The following is a 16,754-nucleotide window of genomic DNA, read 5'->3' as shown; positions in this document are numbered from 1 at the left end:
TCGTCGGGCCGGGGCGTCGCGTCGAACTGTAGTCAGCAGCCGCTGCGAACCGAGGAGTACCCATGTCCGGTACCGTCCGCCGCCTGTTCACCTCCGAATCGGTGACCGAGGGGCACCCCGACAAGATCGCCGACCAGATCAGCGACGCGATCCTCGACTCCCTGCTCAAGGACGACCCGAAGTCCCGGGTCGCGGTCGAGACCCTGATCACCACCGGCCAGGTCCACATCGCCGGCGAGGTCACCACCAGCGCCTACGCCGACATCCCGCGCCTGGTCCGCGAGACGATCCTGAACATCGGGTACGACTCGTCGAAGAAGGGCTTCGACGGTGCCTCCTGCGGCGTGTCGGTGTCCATCGGCTCGCAGTCCCCGGACATCGCGCAGGGCGTGGACGTCGCCTACGAGTCGCGGGTCGAGGGCGACGAGGACGAACTGGACCGCCAGGGCGCCGGCGACCAGGGCCTGATGTTCGGCTACGCCTGCACCGACACCCCGGAGCTGATGCCGCTGCCGATCGCGCTGGCGCACCGGCTGTCCCGCCGGCTGGCCGCGGTCCGCAAGGACGGCACCGTGCCCTACCTGCGCCCGGACGGCAAGACCCAGGTCACCATCGAGTACGACGGCTCCAAGGCGGTGCGCCTGGACACCGTGGTGCTCTCCTCGCAGCACGCCTCGGACATCGACCTGGAGACGCTGCTGGCCACCGACATCCGGGAGCAGGTCGTGGCCCCCGAGGTGGCGGCCCTGGAGCTGGACACCCGCGACTACCGGCTGCTGGTGAACCCGACCGGGCGCTTCGAGATCGGCGGCCCGATGGGCGACGCCGGCCTGACCGGCCGCAAGATCATCGTCGACACCTACGGCGGCATGGCCCGGCACGGCGGCGGCGCGTTCTCCGGCAAGGACCCGTCCAAGGTGGACCGCTCGGCCGCCTACGCGATGCGCTGGGTCGCCAAGAACGTCGTGGCCGCCGGCCTGGCCGAGCGCTGCGAGGTGCAGGTCGCGTACGCGATCGGCAAGGCCGAGCCGGTCGGGGTGTTCGTCGAGAGCTTCGGCACCGGCGTGGTCGAGGACGTGAAGATCCAGGAGGCCGTGCTCCGGGTGTTCGACCTGCGCCCGGCCGCGATCATCCGCGACCTGGACCTGCTGCGCCCGATCTACTCGCAGACCGCGGCGTACGGGCACTTCGGCCGGGACCTGCCGGACTTCACCTGGGAGCGCACCGACCGCGCCGACGCGCTGAAGAAGGCGATCGGCTAGCTCGGCCTCCGATCTGATCGAGAGCTGATCCGGAGCGGGTCCGGCGCGGGTCCGAAGCAACTTCGGACCACGTTCGGACCGGGTTCGGACCGGGTTCGGAGCAGAACCAGCACGGAAAGAAGCCCCGGTTTCCTCAAGGGATCCGGGGCTTCTTTCTTTCATCGTGCTCCGTCATTTGAGCTTCGCGGCGCCTTCCCGGGCCGCGGGGCCTCAGGCCGCCGTGCCCTCACAGTCGGGCGCCGCCTCGTAGACCACGCGGCGCACGCCCGGCGCCGAGACGATCTGCGCCCGGCTGCCGCCGGCGTGCGCGATGTGGAGGTAGCCGCCCTGGACGGCGATCCGGACGTCGCGCAGGGTCTGGCTCGGCACCCCGTCCGCGTCGTCGGCATAGTACCCGGGGACCAGTTCCACCAGCTCGGCGACCTGCCAGCGCAGCTCCATGTCAGCGGGCTCCTTCCAGCGCCGGGGCGGCCGGGAAGTCCAGCTCCGGCTGCGCCAGGTGGTTGAAGTAGTTCGACAGCACGTTGAGCGCGACGTGCGCCACGGTCTCGGCGAGCTCGGCGTCGGTCACGCCGGCGGCCCGCGCTTTCGCCAGCGCCTCGTCGCCGACCCGGCCCCGGTTCCCGACCAGGTCCGAGGCGATGCCCAGGAGGGCGTCGGTGTGCGGATCCGCGTCGTGGGCGTGGCGCGTCTCCATCAGTTCCTCAGGGCTCATCTTCAGCAGGCGCCCGCCGCGCAGGGTGTGCGCGGCGACGCAGTAGTCGCAGTCGTTCTCCTGCGCGGTGAGCAGGGCCAGCTGCTCGCGGTGGCGCTCGGTGAGGACGCCGCCGAGCAGGCTGTCGCGCAGGGCCAGGTAGCCGCGCAGGGCGGCCGGGCTCTGCACGAGGGTCGCGTAGAGGTTCGGGACCTTGCCGAGCTGGCGCCTGGTGGCGTCGAGCAGCTCGGCCTGGGCGGCGTCGGCGGTCTCCGGGGTGACCTGGGTGATCCTTGGCATGCTCAAGATGGTACCGATCGGTTCCGTTTACCCACAAGGGTTTGCCGGGAACTCGGTACCGACCAGTGCCCTTTTCGCGGATCCGCCTTGACCGAAAACGGAACCAATCGGTACCATGTGCCTCATGGCAGTGCAGGCTAGGGAACGTCTCCTGACAACGGCGGAGGACCTCTTCTACGCCGAGGGGATCCGCGCGGTCGGCGTGGAGCGCATCCTGTCCGAGTCCGGCGTCGGCCGGGCCTCGTTCTACCGGCATTTCGCGAGCAAGGACGAGTTGGTCGTCGCGGTGCTGTCCGGTCGCGACCGGCGCTGGCGCGAATGGCTGCGCACCGCCGTGGACGGCTACGGCCTTCCGCCCGCCGACCGGCCGCTGGCCGTGTTCGACGCCTTGTCCGAGCGCTTCGCCCGCGACGACTTCCGCGGCTGCGCCTTCATCAACACCATGATCGAGGCGGCCGACCGGGACAGCGCCGCGCACCAGGTCGCGGCCGAGCACAAGAGCTCGGTGACCGGCTATCTCGACACGCTGCTCGCCGACGCCGGCCGGGCCGACCACGCCGAGCTCGCGCCGGAGCTGATGCTGCTGGTCGACGGCGCGATCGTCACGGCCCTGCGGGAGGGGAACCCGGACTCGGCCGTGCGGGCGCGGCGGATCGCGGAGGCGCTGCTGGCGCGGCAGCCCGATCCGGGGGACGCGCGGGAGGCGGTGCGGCGCCGGCTGCGGGTGGTGACCGGCGGGATGCGATGACCGCTCTGCCCGGCCCTTCTCCTGAGCTCGGCTTTCTCCCGGACTGGACCTGTCTCGGCGTGTTCCCCGTCAGCCGGGAGCGGACGGTGGCCACGATCGTCCGCGAGTGGCTGCGTGAACGGGAGGTCGAGCGGGAGCCGAGCGGGGAGGATGTGATGGTCCATAACCTGTGCGGCCATGACGCCGACGGGTCATGGAGCACCGAGGCCCGGATCTTCGTCCGGACCTCGGCGCTGATGGCGCTGATGGCGCTGATGCGCTGATGGCACCGACAGACTGAGGACCCCTCCGCCCGTACTGCGGAAGGGCCCTGATCCCGTCCTGCGGCTTGTGGCCTGGGGCGGGCTACGGCTGGAGCGCTACAGCGTTGCCGCGAACGGGTCCCACTCCTCCGGGAGCGCCTCCAGCTTCTCCGCCCAGGCCGGCACCGGCACGAACGCCGCGCCGTCCGCCGAGGCGGCGATCGCCGCCATCACTTCCAGCACGTGCAGCGCCAGCTCGCCGGACGCGCGGTGCAGGGTCCCGGACCGCAGCGCCCGGGCCATGTCCAACACGCCGATGCCGCGGCCGACCGCCGTGCCGGTCGTCTCGACCGTCTCCGGCTCCTCGGCCCCGAGCCGCCGCAGCCGCAGCCGGCCGTTGAAGTGGTTCGGATCGGGGACCAGCAGGGTGCCCTCGGTGCCGGTGATCTCGATGGCCTGCCGGGGCTGCGGGGAGTCGAAGCTGAACGTCGCCGCCCCGCCGGCGCCGCCGGCGAACTCCAGCAGGGCGTTGACGTGCGTCGGGACCTCGACCGGGAACGCGGTGCCGGCCTTCGGGCCGGAGCCGACGATCCGTTCCTCGTGCGCCTTGTGCCCGGCGGCGGCCACCGAGGCGACCGGCCCGAGCAGCGCCACCAGCGCGGTCAGGTAGTACGGCCCCATGTCGAACAGCGGACCGGCGCCCCGGGCGAACAGGAACTCCGGACTGGGGTGCCAGCGCTCCGGGCCCGGGCTCTGGAACCACGCCGCGCCGGCGACCGGGGTGCCGATCGCGCCGGAGGCCACGGTGCGCAGCGCGGTCTGGATCGCGGCGCCCAGGAAGGTGTCCGGGGCGTTGCCGACCCGCAGCCCCGTGGCTGCGGCCTCGGCCAGCACGGCCCGTGCCGACACCGGGTCCAGCGTCAGCGGCTTCTCGCCGTAGACGTGCTTGCCGGCGGCCAGCGCGGCCAGCGCCACCTCGGCGTGCGCGGCCGGGATCGTCAGGTTCACCACCAGCTCGACCTCGGGCAGCGCCAGCACCTCGGCCACCGCTCCGGAGTCCGGCACGCCGTGCTCGGCGGCCACCGCGGCGGCGCGCTCCACGTCCAGGTCCGCTATCGCCAGCACCCGCAGGTCCGGGAAGCGCGTCAGGTTCTGGAGATACTGCGTGCTGATGTTGCCGGCGCCGACCACCGCGACGCCGACCGGTCCGCCCCCGCTCATCGCGTTCCCGCCGCCTTCCTTGGATTCCCGTCGGATGTCAGGGCCCCGGCGTCGAGCCGCCGGGGTGGGGTGCCGGGCCGCGCCGGGCCCGGCAGCGGGCCGCTCACGCCGGTCCACGACCGTCCAGGTAGGCCAGGCTCGCGCCGAGCGCCTCGAAGATGTCGGTCGCGCACTCGTCGAGCTCGACGACCCGCCAGGCGTCGGCCGGCGCCGCGGCCAGGATCGCCGGGACCGGCATCGCCCCGGTGCCGACCGCCACGTGCGGCTCGCCCTTGACGATCGGACCGTCCTTGACGTGCAGCGCCACCACCCGGTCGGCCAGCCGGCCGAGCACCGCGGCCGGGTCCGCGCCGCCGACCGCGGCCCAGTAGGTGTCGATCTCGAACACCACCTCCGGGGCGGTGAGCCCGACCAGGATCTCGAGGGCGTGGCGGCCGTCGAGCACCGGCTCGAACTCCCACCAGTGGTTGTGGTAGCCCAGCCGCAGGCCGTGCTCGGCGGCCTTCGCGGACAGCGAGTTGAGCAGCTCCGCGGCCTGCTCCAAACCCTCGCGGGTGGTGAACTGCTGCTCCGGGATGCCGGCCGGCAGGATCACCAGGTCGGTGCCCAGCACGGCGACCGCCTCGAAGACCGGGGCCGGGTCCGGCTCGCGCAGCATCGCCATGGCGTGCGCGCCGGAGACGGTCAGGCCGAGGTCGTCGGCCAGGGCGCGGAAGCCCTTCGGGTCGTCGGTCGGGTCGTAGGGCTCGACGGCGGTGAAGCCGAGCCCGGCCAGGCGGGTGAGGGTGGCCTCGCGGGAGGCCATGTGGTCGCGCACGGTGTAGAGCTGAACGCTCGGCTGACGGGTCATGGTCCTGGCTTTCGTTCTCGGTCGTGTAGGCGTTCGTTCAGTTCTTTCGGCCGCGGGCGTTCGGCCGAAGACGGACGGGGGTCGGGTGGCCGGGCGCGGCCGGTCAGCCGACGATGAGCGGGGACAGTGTGCGGTGGGCGATCCGCAGCCCCTGCTTGACCTTCTCCTCGGTGCCGCCCCACACAGGGTCCTCGTGCTCCACGCTCAGCACGCCGGTGAACCCGCCCTCGTAGAGCGCGTCCACCACGCCGTTCCAGTCCACCTGGCCCAGGCCGGGCACGCGGTAGCGCCACCAGCCCTCGTCCCAGGGGTGCTCCCGGCTCAGGGTCTTGCCGAAGAAGCCGTAGCGGTCGCGCGCCGCCGGGTCCAGCTGCGTGTCCTTGGCCTGCGCGTGCGGGATCCGGTCCACGTACGGCTTCAGCGCCGTCACCGGGTCGATCCCGATCCACAGCAGGTGGGAGGGGTCGTAGTTGAGGTACAGCCCGAGCGAGAACATCCACTCCCACAGCTCGGGGGAGTAGGCGATGTTGCCCGGGTAGCCGTCGGGGTGCCAGCCCTCCATCACGCAGTTCTCGATGATGATCTTGACGCCCCGCTCGCCGGCGTAGTCGACCAGGCGCGGGAAGGTCCGCTCGGCGAGCTCGGCGTTCTCCTTCACGCTCAGGCCGGGGTGCCGGCCGATGAAGGTGCCGACTGTCTCCACGCCGAGCCGCGCGGCGGCGTCGACGGCGTGCAGGAGGTGCGCGGCGATCTCCTCGCGGCGCTCGACGTCCGGGTGGAGGTTGTTCTCGTAGTAGGCCAGCGACGACAGGGCCAGTCCGTGCTTGTCGAACAGCGCGCGGACGTCGTCGGCCTGGGCGTCGTCGAAGTGCGCGACGTCGATGTGGGAGGCCTCGAAGTCGCGGCCGCCGACCTTCGGCCAGACCGCGACCTCCAGCGCCTGGTAGTCGTTCTCGGAGGCCCAGGCGGCGATGTCCGCCAGCGGCAGCTGGGGCAGGCAGGCGGTCAGGAAGCCGAGCTTCATGTCAGGACACCTCGATCCAGGAGCGGTTCGCGGCCGAGGCCAGGACCGCGTCGGTGATGTGGGCGGTGCGGGCGGCGTCGGGGAACGCGGGGTAGAGGGGGGACTGCTCGGGGGTGCCGCGCAGCGCGGGGTCGGCGATCGCGGCGTAGACGTCCGCGGTGAAGGCGGCGAAGCAGTCGCGGTAGCCCCACGGGTGACCGGCCGGGACGGCGTTGACGCGGGCCGCGCCCGGGGAGAGGTTGTCGCGGCGCAGGATCTCGGTGCGATCGCGGCCGCCGAGCAGAAGCGATTCGGGGTCCTCGCCGTCGAAGCTGACGCTGCGCTCGGCGCCGTCGATCTCGAACCAGAGCCGGTTCTTGCGGCCCGGGGAGACCTGCGAGACGACGACCGCCCCGGTCGCGCCCTGTTCGGTGCGGAAGAGGACCTGGACGGCGTCCTCGGTGGTGACGGCCACCGCGGTGGTGCCGTGATCGGTGCCGCGTTCGGTGCCGTGGCCGGTACCGCTTTCGGCGCCACTATCGGTGCCGTCGCCGGCCGACGTGAACGTCTCGCGCCCGGCGGCGGCCCGCTGCGGCATCACCGTCTGGGCGGCGGCCACCAGCTCCGCGATCCGGTGTCCGCTGACCCACTCCACCAGGTCGCACCAGTGCGAGCCGATGTCGGCGAAGGCACGCGAGGCGCCGCCGACGGCCGGGTCCACGCGCCAGTTGTTGTCGTCGGGGCGGGCCAGCCAGTCCTGGAGGTAGTGGCCGTGGATCAGGCGGATCGCGCCGAGGTCCCCGGCCCGGACGCGCTCCCGCGCCTCCACGGCCATCGGGTGGTAGCGGTAGACCAGCGGAACGGCGGCGACCAGGCCCGAGCGCTCGGCCAGCGCGGTCAGCTCCTCGGAGTCGGCGCCGGTCAGCGACAGCGGCTTCTCGCAGACCACGTGCTTGCCGGCCGCGAGCGCGGCGCGGACCAGCGGGCCGTGCAGCGCGTTCGGGGTGCAGACGTGGACCACGTCGATGTCGTCGGCGAGCGCGAGCTCCTCGGCGGTGTCGAAGGCGCGTCCGGCGTTCAACCGCTGAACCGCCGCCTTCGAACGCTCCGGTGTCGAGGCCGCGACCCCGACGACCACGCCCCCGGCGCGGCGGATCGCGTCGGCGTGCACCGCCGCGACCATGCCCGCTCCGGCGATGCCCGCCCGAATCGTCGTCATCCGTTGTCCTTTCCCAGCCCGTTTGCTTTCGTGATCGACAATATTGCCGCTCTTTACGACTGACAAGAGTCATGATTAGGCTTAGTTCTGTCATAAAGAGCCAGTGCGCGGCGCCCGCCGCGCCGACCGGGAGGGGCCCTCATGAACAGTGCGGCCAAGCGGCGTCTGGCGTCGCTCAGCGAGCTGGCCGGCCTGGTCGCGGACGGTGCGGCCACCACCCGGTCGGCGATCGTCGGGGCGACCGGGCTGTCCCGGGCGGCGATAGCGCAGCGGGTCGACCTGCTGATCGAACGCGGGCTGCTGGTCGAGACCGAACCCGCGGCGGCCGACCGGGGCCGGCCCCCGCTCACCCTGGACCTGTCGGACGCGGAGATCGTGGTCGCGGGGTGCGATCTGGGCGCCACGCACAGCCGGGTGGCGGTGGCGACGCTGTCGGGACGCGTCCTCGCCGAGCGGGCGCGGGCGATCGACATCAACGCCGGACCCGAGGCGGTCCTGGGCCGCGTCCGCGCGGACCTGGAAGAACTCCTCGCCGAGGCCGGGCGTCCGGCCGAGCACCTGCGCGCGGTGGGCATAGGGGTGCCCGGACCGGTGGAGTTCGCCAGCGGGACGGTGGTCCGGCCGCCGATCATGGCGGGCTGGGACGGGTGCCGCGTGCCGGGCTTCTTCGAGGACCGCTTCGCGATCGCCGAGCGGGCCCCGGTGCTGGTGCCGGTACTGGTGGACAACGACGTCAACACGATGGCGCTGGGCGAGTACACCCACCGGCGCGACAGCAGACATCTGCTGTACGTGAAGGTCGGGACCGGCATCGGATGCGGCGTGATCTCCGACGGTCTGCTGCACCGCGGCGCGTCGGGAGCGGCCGGCGACATCGGCCACATCCAGCTGCCGGGCCACGAGGAAGTGCTCTGCCACTGCGGCAACACCGGCTGCGTGGAGGCGGTGGCGTCGGGGTCGGCGATCGCCGCGGCGCTGCGGGCGCAGGGCATCGAGGCCGGCGGGGCGGCGGACGTGGTGCGGCTGGTGTCGGAGGGACAACCCGCGGCCCGGCGCCAGGTCCGGCTGGCCGGCCAGCGGATCGGGGAGGTCCTGGCCTCGCTGGTGTCCTTCCACAACCCGGACACGATCGTCATCGGCGGGATCCTGGCCCAGCTGCACGAGGACCTGCTCGCCGACGTCCGCGCCGTGATCTACCGGCGCGCGCTGCCGTTGGCGACGCGGAGCCTGGCGATCGAGACGTCGGTGCTGGGGGAGCGGGCCGGGGTGATGGGGTCGGTCCGGCTGGCGGCGCGGCATCTGCTGTCGGTGGAGGGGATGGCCGGGATCATCGGGGACGTCTGAGCGGACTGAGGTCTTCGGGGACGTCTGAGCGGACTGAGATCATCGAGGATGTGTGAGCGGATTGAGGCCGGGCGCGCGCGCCGGACACCGGAAAGCGGCGGTGCGGAAGCGCAGCCCGCGAAGCCCGCGCTTCCCCACCGCCGCCGCGAAGCGGCCCGGTCCGAAACCCCTCACCATCCCGGCCGGGCCGCGTCCAGGGACCCGGGTCGGAGATTCGGCGCCACCTGCTCGCCGGCGGTCGCCGGCGGGTGGTGACGCGGATCCCCGAACCGGGTCGCTACGCCGAGGCCCGCACCACCAGCGGGTTCGGCAGCACCACCGATTCCGGGGCCGGGTCCCCGGAGATCTGGGCCAGCAGCGAGGCCACCATCGCGCGCGCCATCGCCGGCAGCGGCTGGTGGACGGTGGTCAGCGGCGGCTCGGTCAGCTCGGCGACGTCCAGGTCGTCGTAGCCGACCACCGCGACGTCCTCCGGGACCCGCTTCCCGGCCGCGCGCAGCGCCCGCAGCGCCCCGGCGGCCATCAGGTCGCTGGCCGCGAACACGCCGTCCAGATCGGGCTCCCGGCGCAGGAGTTCGGCCATCGCCGCCTCGCCGGAGGCCATGCTGAAGTCGCCGTAGGCCACCAGGCCGGGGCCGTCGAGGGCTTCCCGGTAGCCCAGGAGCCGGTCGACGCCGGCGCACATGTCGGTGGGGCCGGCGATGGTGGCGATCCGGGTGCGGCCCAGGCCTCGGAGGTGCTCGGTGGCCTGGCGGGCGCCCGCGACGCTGTCCGAGTCGACGTGCGGGATGGGCAGCGGGCTCATCGGGCGGCCCATCAGCACCACCGGCAGCGGCGAGTCGGACAGCTCCTTCACCAGCGGGTCGTCGCCGTGCAGCGACATCAGCATCACGCCGTCGACGTGCCCGCCGAGCAGGTAGTTGGTCAGCCGCTGCCGCCCGGGACCGGGCGGGACCATCATCAGGACCAGTTGCAGGTCGGTGTCGGCCAGCGCCTGCCCTATGGCGCGGGTGATGCCGGCCAGCATCGGGTCGCTGAAGACCCGCGCCTCGGCCTCGCTGACCACCAGGGCCACCGAGCCGGTGCGCCTGGTGACCAGGGAGCGGGCCGCGCGGTTCGGGGAGTATCCGAGTTCGGCTATCGCCGCCTCGACCGCGGCGCGGGCCTCCGGAGAGACCCGGGACCCGCCGTTGACCACCCGGGAGACGGTGGCCCGGGACACCCCGGCCACCGCCGCCACGGTTTCCAGGGTCGGCGAGGCCGAGGCCTCGCCGCCCTGGTTCGTGCTGTTCACAGACCGCTCCCGTTGTCCTCGACCACGCGCCGGTACCACCGCCCGCTAGCCTTCACCACGCGGCGCCCGGTCGCGAAGTCGACACGCACGATGCCGAACCGCTTGGAATATCCGTAGCCCCATTCGAAATTGTCGAGCAGGGACCAGACGAAGTACCCGCGCAGGTCGACGCCCGCCGCGATGGCGTCGCGCGCCGCCGCGATGTGGTCGCGCAGATACGCCACCCGGCGCGGGTCGTCGACCTCGCCGTCCGGTCCGGCCTCGTCCTCGAAGGCGGCGCCGTTCTCGGTGACCGCCATCGGGATCGGGCCGTACTCCCGGTTCAGGCGGATCAGCAGGTCGGACAGGCCGGTGGCGTCGACCACCCAGCCCATCGCCGTGCGCTCCCCCTCCTGGTGGACGAAGCGCACCGCGTCCTCGCTGCCGACCCAGGGCGAGAAGTCCGAGGCGCCGTGGCCGTCGTCGCGCGGGCCCTCCTCGGTGCCCGGCGGCAGCGGCGCGGCGACCAGGGAGGGGTTGTAGAAGTTGATCCCCAGCTGGTCGATCGGGGCGCTGATCAGGGCCAGGTCCCCGGGCTCGACGAAGGACCAGTCGGTGACCGCCGCGGTGTCCCGGACCAGGTCCTCGGGATAGGCGCCGCGGAACAGCGGGTCCAGGAAGATCCGGTTCTGGATCGCGTCGACGCGCCGCTGGGCGTCGGCGTCCTGCGGCGAGCCGGTCAGCGGCCGGAACTCGGTGGCGTTGAGCGTGATCGACAGCTGGGCGTCGGCCGGCAGCGCCTGGCGCAGCGTGCGCAGCGCCAGGCCGTGGCCGAGCAGCAGGTGGTGCGCGGCGCGCAGCGCGACCTCCGGCTCGTGGCGGCCCGGGGCGTGCACGCCGGAGGCGTAGCCCAGGAACGCCGAGCAGAACGGCTCGTTCAGCGTCGTCCACTTCTTGACCCGGTCGCCGAAGCGTTCGGCGACCAGCCCCGCGTAGTCCGCGAACCGGTAGGAGGTGTCGCGCGCGCCCCAGCCCCCGGCGTCCTCCAGGGCCTGCGGCAGGTCCCAGTGGTACAGGGTCAGCACCGGCTCGATGCCGGAGCCGAGCAGCTCGTCGACCAGTTGGTCGTAGAAGTCGAGCCCGGCGGCGTTGGCCGGGCCGCGGCCGGCGGGCTGGATCCGCGGCCAGGCCGTCGAGAACCGGTAGGCGCCCAGGCCGAGCTTGGCCATCAGCGCCACGTCCTCGCGGAACCGGTGGTAGTGGTCGGCGGCGACGTCGCCGGTGTCGCCGTTCAGCACCTTGCCGGGCGTGCGGCTGAAGGTGTCCCAGATCGACGGGCCGCGGCCGTCCTCGGCCGCCGCGCCCTCGATCTGGTACGCCGCCGTGGCCGCGCCCCACAGGAAGTCCTTCGGAAAGTCCCCGTCGCTCATCCCTTGACCGCTCCTTGCATGATCCCGCCGACGATCTGACGGCCCAGAATGATGAACACGGCGAGCACCGGCAGCGTCCCGAGCAGGGTGCCGGCCATGATGATCGACTGGTCCGGGACGTAGCCCGAGCCCAGGTTGTCGATGGCCACCTGCACCGTGGGGTTGTGGCTGGTCAGCACGACGATCGGCCAGAAGAAGTCGTTCCAGGAGGCCATGAACGTCAGCATCCCCAGCACCGCCATCGCCGGCCGCGCCGCGGGCAGCACGATCGAGACGAAGATGCGCAGCGAGGACGCGCCGTCCACCCGGCCGGCCTCGACCAGCTCGTCCGGCAGCGCGCCGACCAGGTACTGCCGCATGAAGAACACGCCGAACGCGCTGACCAGGGTCGGGAAGATCACCGACTCCAGGTGGTCGCCCCAGCCCAGCTTGGTCATCAGCAGGAACAGCGGCACGATGCCCAGCTGGTAGGGCACCATCGTGGTGCCGATGGTCAGGCCCAGCAGGATGTTGCGGCCGCGGAAGCGCAGCTTGGCGAAGGCGAAGCCGGCCAGCGTCGCGAACATCACGGTGCCGGCCGCGGTGCAGCCCGAGACGATGAGCGAGTTCAGCAGCGCCTTGCCCATGTCCACGTTGTCCATGGCGGCGCGGAAGTTCTTGAACAGGTTCCCGCCCGGCAGCCAGTTCGGCGGCACCTGGTTGATCTCGGTGTTCGAGGTCGAGGCCGCGACGATGGTCCAGTAGAACGGGAACAGCGAGACGATCGCCGCCACCGCGAGGATCGCGTAGGTGAACTTGGAGCCGTGCATCTGCTTGCCGGCCATGCTCGCGCTGTGTCTCCGGCCCCGCTTGGGCGGCCGGTGGGTGGTGATCACTGTCGCCATATCAGTCGACTCCTCACTTGGCCGACTGCGCGCGGCGCGCCAGCAGGAAGTTGATCAGCACGAACACGATGATCACCAGGAACATCGCCCAGGCGATCGCCGCGGCCCGCCCCAGGTGCTGGTCGGTGAACCCGCGTTCGTAGAAGTACATGGACAGGGTCTGGTACTGGCGGTCCACGCCGCCCATCTCCGGGTTGCTGCCGCCGCCGCTGAACAGCAGCGGCTCGCCGAACAGCTGGCTGGCGCCGATGGTGGAGACCACGATGGTGAACAGGATGGTCGGGCGCAGGCCCGGCAGGGTGACGTGCCGGAACTGCTGCCAGCGCGAGGCGCCGTCCATCGCCGCGGACTCGTAGAGCTCGCCGGGGATGGACTGCATCGCGGCCAGGTAGATCAGCGCGTTGTAGCCGGTCCAGCGCCAGGTGACGATCACCGAGATGGCGATCTGCGCCGACCAGGTGCCGTTCTGGAAGTCGATGTTGTGGAAGCCGGCGAAGTGCAGCACCCAGTTGATGAACCCGTAGTCGCGGCCGAACAGCTGGGCGAAGACCAGCGTCGCGGCGGCCACCGAGGTCGCGAACGGCGCGAGCATCGCCACCCGCCAGAAGGTGCGGCCCCGCAGCTTGTAGTTCAGCAGGTGCGCCAGGCCCAGGGCCATCATCAGCTGCGGCACCGTGGAGATCACGCCGAGCTGGAAGGTGTTGCGGAAGGCGTTCCAGAAGTTGTCGTCGCCGAGCAGGTCGGTGAAATTCTTCAGTCCTACCCAGGTGGACTGGTCCGGGGACTGGAGCTCCACCTTGTGCAGCGAGGTCCAGGCGGTCCAGATCAGCGGATAGAGCCCGAACGCCGCGAACAGCAGGAAGAACGGGGAGACGAAGGCATAGGGGGAGTACTTCAGGTCCCATCGGGCCCGCCGGGTGCGCCAGGGTCGGTCGCCCGGCGGGGGGAGCGCCTTCTCGGTGGGGGTGTCTGCGGTCGCCACGGCCATTGCCTTCGTCCTCGGTTCACTCGATAGGGGTCGCCGCGCAGCGGGCGACCATGATCAGGGAGAATGGGGGGAAGGCGCGCGGGCCGGTCTGTCTTCACGCCCCGAAGACAGGCCGCCCGCGCGCCGCTTGTGATCAGCCGCTGGACGCGGACTTGATGTCGGACATCGCCTTGTTCCAGGAGTCGTCCGGCTTCTGGCCCTGGGCCTCGACCCGGGTGATGGCCTTGGAGATCAGATCCTTGATCGTGCCGTCCTTCGCGCCGAGCACCGCCTGCGGAATGCTCGCCGCGGAGTCGGAGTAGATCTGGCCGATCGGCGAGTCGCCGAAGTACGGGTCGGTGTGCGCGGCGATCGCCGGGTCCTTGGCCGCCGCCTCCGAGGACGGGAAGTGGCCGCCGTTGGTGAACATGGTCTTCTGCTGGTCCGGCGCGGTCAGCCAGCTGATCAGGTCGTAGGCCTCCTTCTGGTGCTTGCTGGCCGTCGGGATGCCGAGGTACGCCCCGCCCCAGTCACCGGTGCCGCCGGGGATCTTGGCCACGCCCCACAGCCCGGTCATCGCCCCGGCCTCGCTCTTGATGTAGCCGGTCATCCACGCCGGGCAGGCGATGGTGGCGAACGAGCCGGTGGTGAAGGCCTGGTTCCACGCGGTGCTGAACTGGCTGAGCTTGGCGGTCAGACCCTGCGTGGACAGCTGCATCGCGGTGTCCCAGGCGTTCTTGATCGCCGGGTTGCTGTCCGCGATCTGCTTGCCCGAGGAGTCGTAGTACTGGTTCGCGGACTGGCCCACGATGGCGTTGAAGATGCCGCCGGCGGTGTCCACGAACGCCTGGTTGGCCGGCGCCTTGGCCTTGTAGTCCAGGCCGGTCTTGATGTAGCTGGCCCAGTCCGGCCACAGCGCGCTGACACTCGCGCTGTCGGTCGGCAGCCCGGCGGCCTTGAACAGGTCGGTCCGGTAGCACATCGCCAGCGGTCCGTAGTCGGTGCCCAGGCCCATGACCTTGCCGTCCGACGTGGTGGCCGCGGCCCACTTCGCCGGGTAGAAGTTGCTCTTGAGGCTCGCCGCGCCCAGCGAGTTCAGGTCCACGAACTTGCTCGACAGGTTCTGGTCCACGTCGGCGATGCGCCCGACCTCGATGCCCTGGATGTCGTCCAGACCGCTGCCGGCCGACAGGTGGGTCAGCAGCGCGGGGTAGTACTTGCCCTCGTCCTCGACGCTGTCCTCGACGATCTTGATGTTCGGGTGCAGCTTCATGTACTGGTCGTAGAGCCCGGCCTCCTTGTAGCCGAAGGTCCCGAACAACCCGACCTTCAGCGTGACCTGGGCGCCGCCGCCCCCGGAACCACCGGTCGTGCCGTCGGCCGTCTTCGACGCCGACTTGCTGCTGCAACCGGACGCGAGCAGCACGCCCGACAGGACCAGCGCGAGCGCGGCCGTAGTTCTCTTCCGTGCGCTGAGCATATGTATGCCTCCAGAAGTGGACCGCCGACGCGGCCACGAAGCGAGGTGCGGTGGGGTGAGAGCGCTCTCACGAGTGATCGTGTGCGCCGTGAGAGCGCTCTCATGGATTGGTCAGAGGGTGCTCCGTACGGAAGCGGCCGTCAAGGTCTCGTAACCGTTTCGTTGCGTGGCGGACAGCCGGCGTGGGCAAAAACGAGGTCCTGACCTGGGGGAAAGCGCCACTTGCGGGAAATCGGGGCGGAGCGGTGGTCCGGGGCGGCGTCGTCCGGACACGAACGAGCACGTGGCCGGAGGGCGGCCACGCGCTCGGGGAGGGGAGGGCTCGGGGGTGGTGCGTGGATGTCGGGTTGGTTGAATGCGTGGAAAATGCAGAAGATATCGAGCGGGAAATCGGGTCCGGCCTATTCTCGATCACGGAGAACGTATGTTCCGGATCTGGAATCGGCGGTATCAATGGGGTATGCGGTTCAGGCGGGGCGACGAGGGCGGGCCCGGCGTTCCGACCGGGCGGCGCGTGGACGAGTTGAGCGACGCGGCCGACGAGGCGATGCTGCGTCGACCGGAAACGCCGGAGGCGGCCGACGCGGCCCGGCGGGCCGTCGAAGCCGCCGAGCGGCTGCTGGACCACGACGGCGGCCTGCCGAACCAGCGGCGCCTGGCGCGGGCGTTGTGGCGGCGGGTGTCGACGTACGCGCTGCCAGGAGAGCGCGGTGCCCTTGAGCACGCGGCGCTGCGGTGCTGGTCGCTGTGCGTCGGCATGCTCGACACGGCACGCGGCGACGCGGTGGCGTTCGACGACGTCGTCGGGGACGTGGGCATGTGGGCCGGGGTGCTGGTGCCCGCGTTGGGCGCGGTCGGCCGGCACGCGGAAGCGGCACAGGTGTACGAGACGAGCGCGGTGGCCGCCGGCAAGGCGATGGGTGCGCGTGGACGGCAGGCCAGAGCGCGGCTGATGCTGTTCCCGCTCGCGGCCACTGCCGACACCATGGCGCAGTTGTTCGTCGACGGGTCGTGGAACGCCGGGGCGGAGCAGGCGCTGGACGACGCGATCACCTCATGCCACGGCGTGCTCGGCGTGCTCCGCGGCTATCTGTCCGGCGGTTCGTTCGAGGTCACCGAGGTGGCTCGGACCTTGCAGGTGATAAGCCGTTTGCAGACCGTCGGGGGTCGGCTGCGCGATGCCGCGGCCGCGCTTGATGAGGCAATCGCCTTGCAGGGAACGGTGGCCGGCGAAGGGCCGCGCTATACGGCGATGCTGCACGGGCTGAAGGCCGAGCGGGACGGTCTGCGCGGATACGTCCCATTCACCGCGCCCACGTCACGGCCCGAACCGGTGGCTGAACCGGCGGCTGAGCCGGCGCTCGCCGTGCCCCGCCGAGCGTTCCTGCGCGCGATGCGCGATGCCGGCATCGACGCGGACGACGACGCGCTGCCGTTGACCGACGCGCTCGCCATGGCCGCCGCCGAGCGGATGCGCCTCGCCGAATCCGAGGACCCCCTTCGATACGGACCGGCTTGCGGGCTGCTGATGGCCTGGCGCGCACGGGTGCTCGTCGACATCGGCAACCTTGACCTCGCCCGTGCCTGGGCCGACTCCTCGGTGCGGCATCTGAGCCGCTACGCCGACCGACCGCGGAGAATCCAGTCGTCGCTCCTGGTGGCGCTGGCTGTGCTGCAGCGTGCGGCGAGCGCGAGCGGCCATACAGAGCAGGCCGTCAGCGCCGGCCTGCGGGCTGCGTCGCTGTATGCCGTTCTGGTCGCGGGTGACCCGAGTTATGCCCAGGACCTTGCGGGCGCGATCTAGGGCGCGGCGGATTGGGGTCGGGGTCGGGGTTGG

16 protein-coding genes are annotated in these 16,754 nt (G+C 71.6%); 5 read left to right on the top strand and 11 right to left on the bottom strand.

The window, feature by feature from the left end:
• The first annotated feature begins 62 nt into the window (after window positions 1-62).
• Window positions 63-1,262: a methionine adenosyltransferase gene (gene metK / locus ABD481_RS41450; protein ID WP_344671396.1), complete on the top strand. Its 1,200-nt coding sequence runs from the start codon at window positions 63-65 to the stop codon at window positions 1,260-1,262.
• 210 nt (window positions 1,263-1,472) lie between these two features.
• Here the strand turns inward: metK and ABD481_RS41445 are convergent, their stop codons facing one another.
• Both ABD481_RS41445 and ABD481_RS41440 read right to left on the bottom strand, forming a co-directional pair.
• Window positions 1,473-1,703 carry a hypothetical protein gene (locus ABD481_RS41445; RefSeq protein WP_344671395.1) on the bottom strand — a complete coding sequence of 77 codons (231 nt, stop codon included), beginning with the start codon at window positions 1,701-1,703 and terminating at the stop codon, window positions 1,473-1,475.
• 1 nt (window position 1,704) lies between these two features.
• Window positions 1,705-2,256, bottom strand: coding sequence for a carboxymuconolactone decarboxylase family protein (locus ABD481_RS41440; protein WP_344671394.1), 552 nt, complete (start codon window positions 2,254-2,256; stop codon window positions 1,705-1,707).
• A gap of 124 nt (window positions 2,257-2,380) precedes the next feature.
• Here ABD481_RS41440 and ABD481_RS41435 point away from each other — a divergent pair, with 124 nt between their 5' ends.
• Window positions 2,381-3,004 (top strand): TetR/AcrR family transcriptional regulator, encoded by a 624-nt coding sequence (locus ABD481_RS41435; RefSeq protein ID WP_344671393.1) that lies wholly within the window; start codon window positions 2,381-2,383, stop codon window positions 3,002-3,004.
• A complete protein-coding gene (locus ABD481_RS41430; protein WP_344671392.1) occupies window positions 3,001-3,267 on the top strand; it encodes a hypothetical protein in 267 nt (88 codons plus the stop codon). Before ABD481_RS41435 ends, ABD481_RS41430 begins: the two co-directional genes overlap by 4 nt.
• 96 nt (window positions 3,268-3,363) lie before the next feature.
• On the opposite strand, the gene ABD481_RS41425 is transcribed toward ABD481_RS41430, so the two are convergent.
• The 4 genes from ABD481_RS41425 to ABD481_RS41410 form a co-directional block, all read right to left on the bottom strand.
• Window positions 3,364-4,467: a Gfo/Idh/MocA family protein gene (locus tag ABD481_RS41425; RefSeq protein ID WP_344671391.1), complete on the bottom strand. Its 1,104-nt coding sequence runs from the start codon at window positions 4,465-4,467 to the stop codon at window positions 3,364-3,366.
• 103 nt (window positions 4,468-4,570) lie between these two features.
• Complete coding sequence (locus ABD481_RS41420) at window positions 4,571-5,317, bottom strand: sugar phosphate isomerase/epimerase family protein (protein WP_344671390.1); 747 nt, start codon at window positions 5,315-5,317, stop codon at window positions 4,571-4,573.
• Between the two features lie 103 nt (window positions 5,318-5,420).
• Window positions 5,421-6,341, bottom strand: coding sequence for a sugar phosphate isomerase/epimerase family protein (locus ABD481_RS41415; protein ID WP_344671389.1), 921 nt, complete (start codon window positions 6,339-6,341; stop codon window positions 5,421-5,423).
• Window position 6,342: 1 nt separating this feature from the next.
• Window positions 6,343-7,539, bottom strand: a complete 1,197-nt coding sequence (locus tag ABD481_RS41410) for a Gfo/Idh/MocA family protein (protein ID WP_344671388.1) — start codon at window positions 7,537-7,539, stop codon at window positions 6,343-6,345.
• A 141-nt stretch (window positions 7,540-7,680) separates the two neighbouring features.
• Here ABD481_RS41410 and ABD481_RS41405 point away from each other — a divergent pair, with 141 nt between their 5' ends.
• Window positions 7,681-8,883 (top strand): ROK family protein, encoded by a 1,203-nt coding sequence (locus ABD481_RS41405; RefSeq protein ID WP_344671387.1) that lies wholly within the window; start codon window positions 7,681-7,683, stop codon window positions 8,881-8,883.
• A gap of 277 nt (window positions 8,884-9,160) precedes the next feature.
• Here ABD481_RS41405 and ABD481_RS41400 read toward each other — a convergent pair whose 3' ends face one another.
• From ABD481_RS41400 to ABD481_RS41380, 5 genes are all read right to left on the bottom strand, one after another.
• On the bottom strand, window positions 9,161-10,177 hold the full coding sequence (locus tag ABD481_RS41400; protein ID WP_344671386.1) for a LacI family DNA-binding transcriptional regulator: 1,017 nt from the start codon (window positions 10,175-10,177) through the stop codon (window positions 9,161-9,163).
• Window positions 10,174-11,586: a GH1 family beta-glucosidase gene (locus ABD481_RS41395; RefSeq protein WP_344671385.1), complete on the bottom strand. Its 1,413-nt coding sequence runs from the start codon at window positions 11,584-11,586 to the stop codon at window positions 10,174-10,176. Before ABD481_RS41395 ends, ABD481_RS41400 begins: the two co-directional genes overlap by 4 nt.
• Window positions 11,583-12,470, bottom strand: a complete 888-nt coding sequence (locus ABD481_RS41390) for a carbohydrate ABC transporter permease (protein ID WP_344671384.1) — start codon at window positions 12,468-12,470, stop codon at window positions 11,583-11,585. The genes ABD481_RS41395 and ABD481_RS41390 overlap by 4 nt, the downstream gene beginning before the upstream one ends.
• A gap of 13 nt (window positions 12,471-12,483) precedes the next feature.
• Window positions 12,484-13,458, bottom strand: a complete 975-nt coding sequence (locus ABD481_RS41385) for a carbohydrate ABC transporter permease (protein ID WP_344671383.1) — start codon at window positions 13,456-13,458, stop codon at window positions 12,484-12,486.
• 133 nt (window positions 13,459-13,591) lie between these two features.
• The gene (locus tag ABD481_RS41380; protein ID WP_344671382.1) at window positions 13,592-14,917 is read right to left on the bottom strand and encodes an ABC transporter substrate-binding protein; all 1,326 of its coding nucleotides are present in this window, start codon (window positions 14,915-14,917) and stop codon (window positions 13,592-13,594) included.
• A 424-nt stretch (window positions 14,918-15,341) separates the two neighbouring features.
• Here ABD481_RS41380 and ABD481_RS41375 point away from each other — a divergent pair, with 424 nt between their 5' ends.
• Window positions 15,342-16,721 carry a hypothetical protein gene (locus ABD481_RS41375; protein WP_344671381.1) on the top strand — a complete coding sequence of 460 codons (1,380 nt, stop codon included), beginning with the start codon at window positions 15,342-15,344 and terminating at the stop codon, window positions 16,719-16,721.
• Window positions 16,722-16,754 lie beyond the last annotated feature (33 nt).

It is taken from the genome of Catenulispora yoronensis (assembly GCF_039531695.1).
GTDB lineage: Bacteria > Actinomycetota > Actinomycetes > Streptomycetales > Catenulisporaceae > Catenulispora > Catenulispora yoronensis.
This window is presented reverse-complemented; position numbering and strand designations above follow the sequence as displayed.

Excerpts from the sequence above, each read along its gene's own strand:
- metK (WP_344671396.1), top strand. The coding sequence starts at position 63 with ATGTCCGGTACCGTCCGCCGCCTGTTCACCTCCGAATCGGTGACCGAG.
- ABD481_RS41405 (WP_344671387.1), top strand. The coding sequence starts at position 7,681 with ATGAACAGTGCGGCCAAGCGGCGTCTGGCGTCGCTCAGCGAGCTGGCC.
- ABD481_RS41410 (WP_344671388.1), bottom strand. The coding sequence starts at position 7,539 with ATGACGACGATTCGGGCGGGCATCGCCGGAGCGGGCATGGTCGCGGCG.
- ABD481_RS41440 (WP_344671394.1), bottom strand. The coding sequence starts at position 2,256 with ATGCCAAGGATCACCCAGGTCACCCCGGAGACCGCCGACGCCGCCCAG.
- ABD481_RS41415 (WP_344671389.1), bottom strand. The coding sequence starts at position 6,341 with ATGAAGCTCGGCTTCCTGACCGCCTGCCTGCCCCAGCTGCCGCTGGCG.
- ABD481_RS41385 (WP_344671383.1), bottom strand. The coding sequence starts at position 13,458 with ATGGCCGTGGCGACCGCAGACACCCCCACCGAGAAGGCGCTCCCCCCG.
- ABD481_RS41425 (WP_344671391.1), bottom strand. The coding sequence starts at position 4,467 with ATGAGCGGGGGCGGACCGGTCGGCGTCGCGGTGGTCGGCGCCGGCAAC.
- ABD481_RS41375 (WP_344671381.1), top strand. The coding sequence starts at position 15,342 with ATGTTCCGGATCTGGAATCGGCGGTATCAATGGGGTATGCGGTTCAGG.
- ABD481_RS41390 (WP_344671384.1), bottom strand. The coding sequence starts at position 12,470 with ATGGCGACAGTGATCACCACCCACCGGCCGCCCAAGCGGGGCCGGAGA.
- ABD481_RS41380 (WP_344671382.1), bottom strand. The coding sequence starts at position 14,917 with ATGCTCAGCGCACGGAAGAGAACTACGGCCGCGCTCGCGCTGGTCCTG.
- ABD481_RS41445 (WP_344671395.1), bottom strand. The coding sequence starts at position 1,703 with ATGGAGCTGCGCTGGCAGGTCGCCGAGCTGGTGGAACTGGTCCCCGGG.
- ABD481_RS41420 (WP_344671390.1), bottom strand. The coding sequence starts at position 5,317 with ATGACCCGTCAGCCGAGCGTTCAGCTCTACACCGTGCGCGACCACATG.
- ABD481_RS41435 (WP_344671393.1), top strand. The coding sequence starts at position 2,381 with ATGGCAGTGCAGGCTAGGGAACGTCTCCTGACAACGGCGGAGGACCTC.
- ABD481_RS41430 (WP_344671392.1), top strand. The coding sequence starts at position 3,001 with ATGACCGCTCTGCCCGGCCCTTCTCCTGAGCTCGGCTTTCTCCCGGAC.
- ABD481_RS41395 (WP_344671385.1), bottom strand. The coding sequence starts at position 11,586 with ATGAGCGACGGGGACTTTCCGAAGGACTTCCTGTGGGGCGCGGCCACG.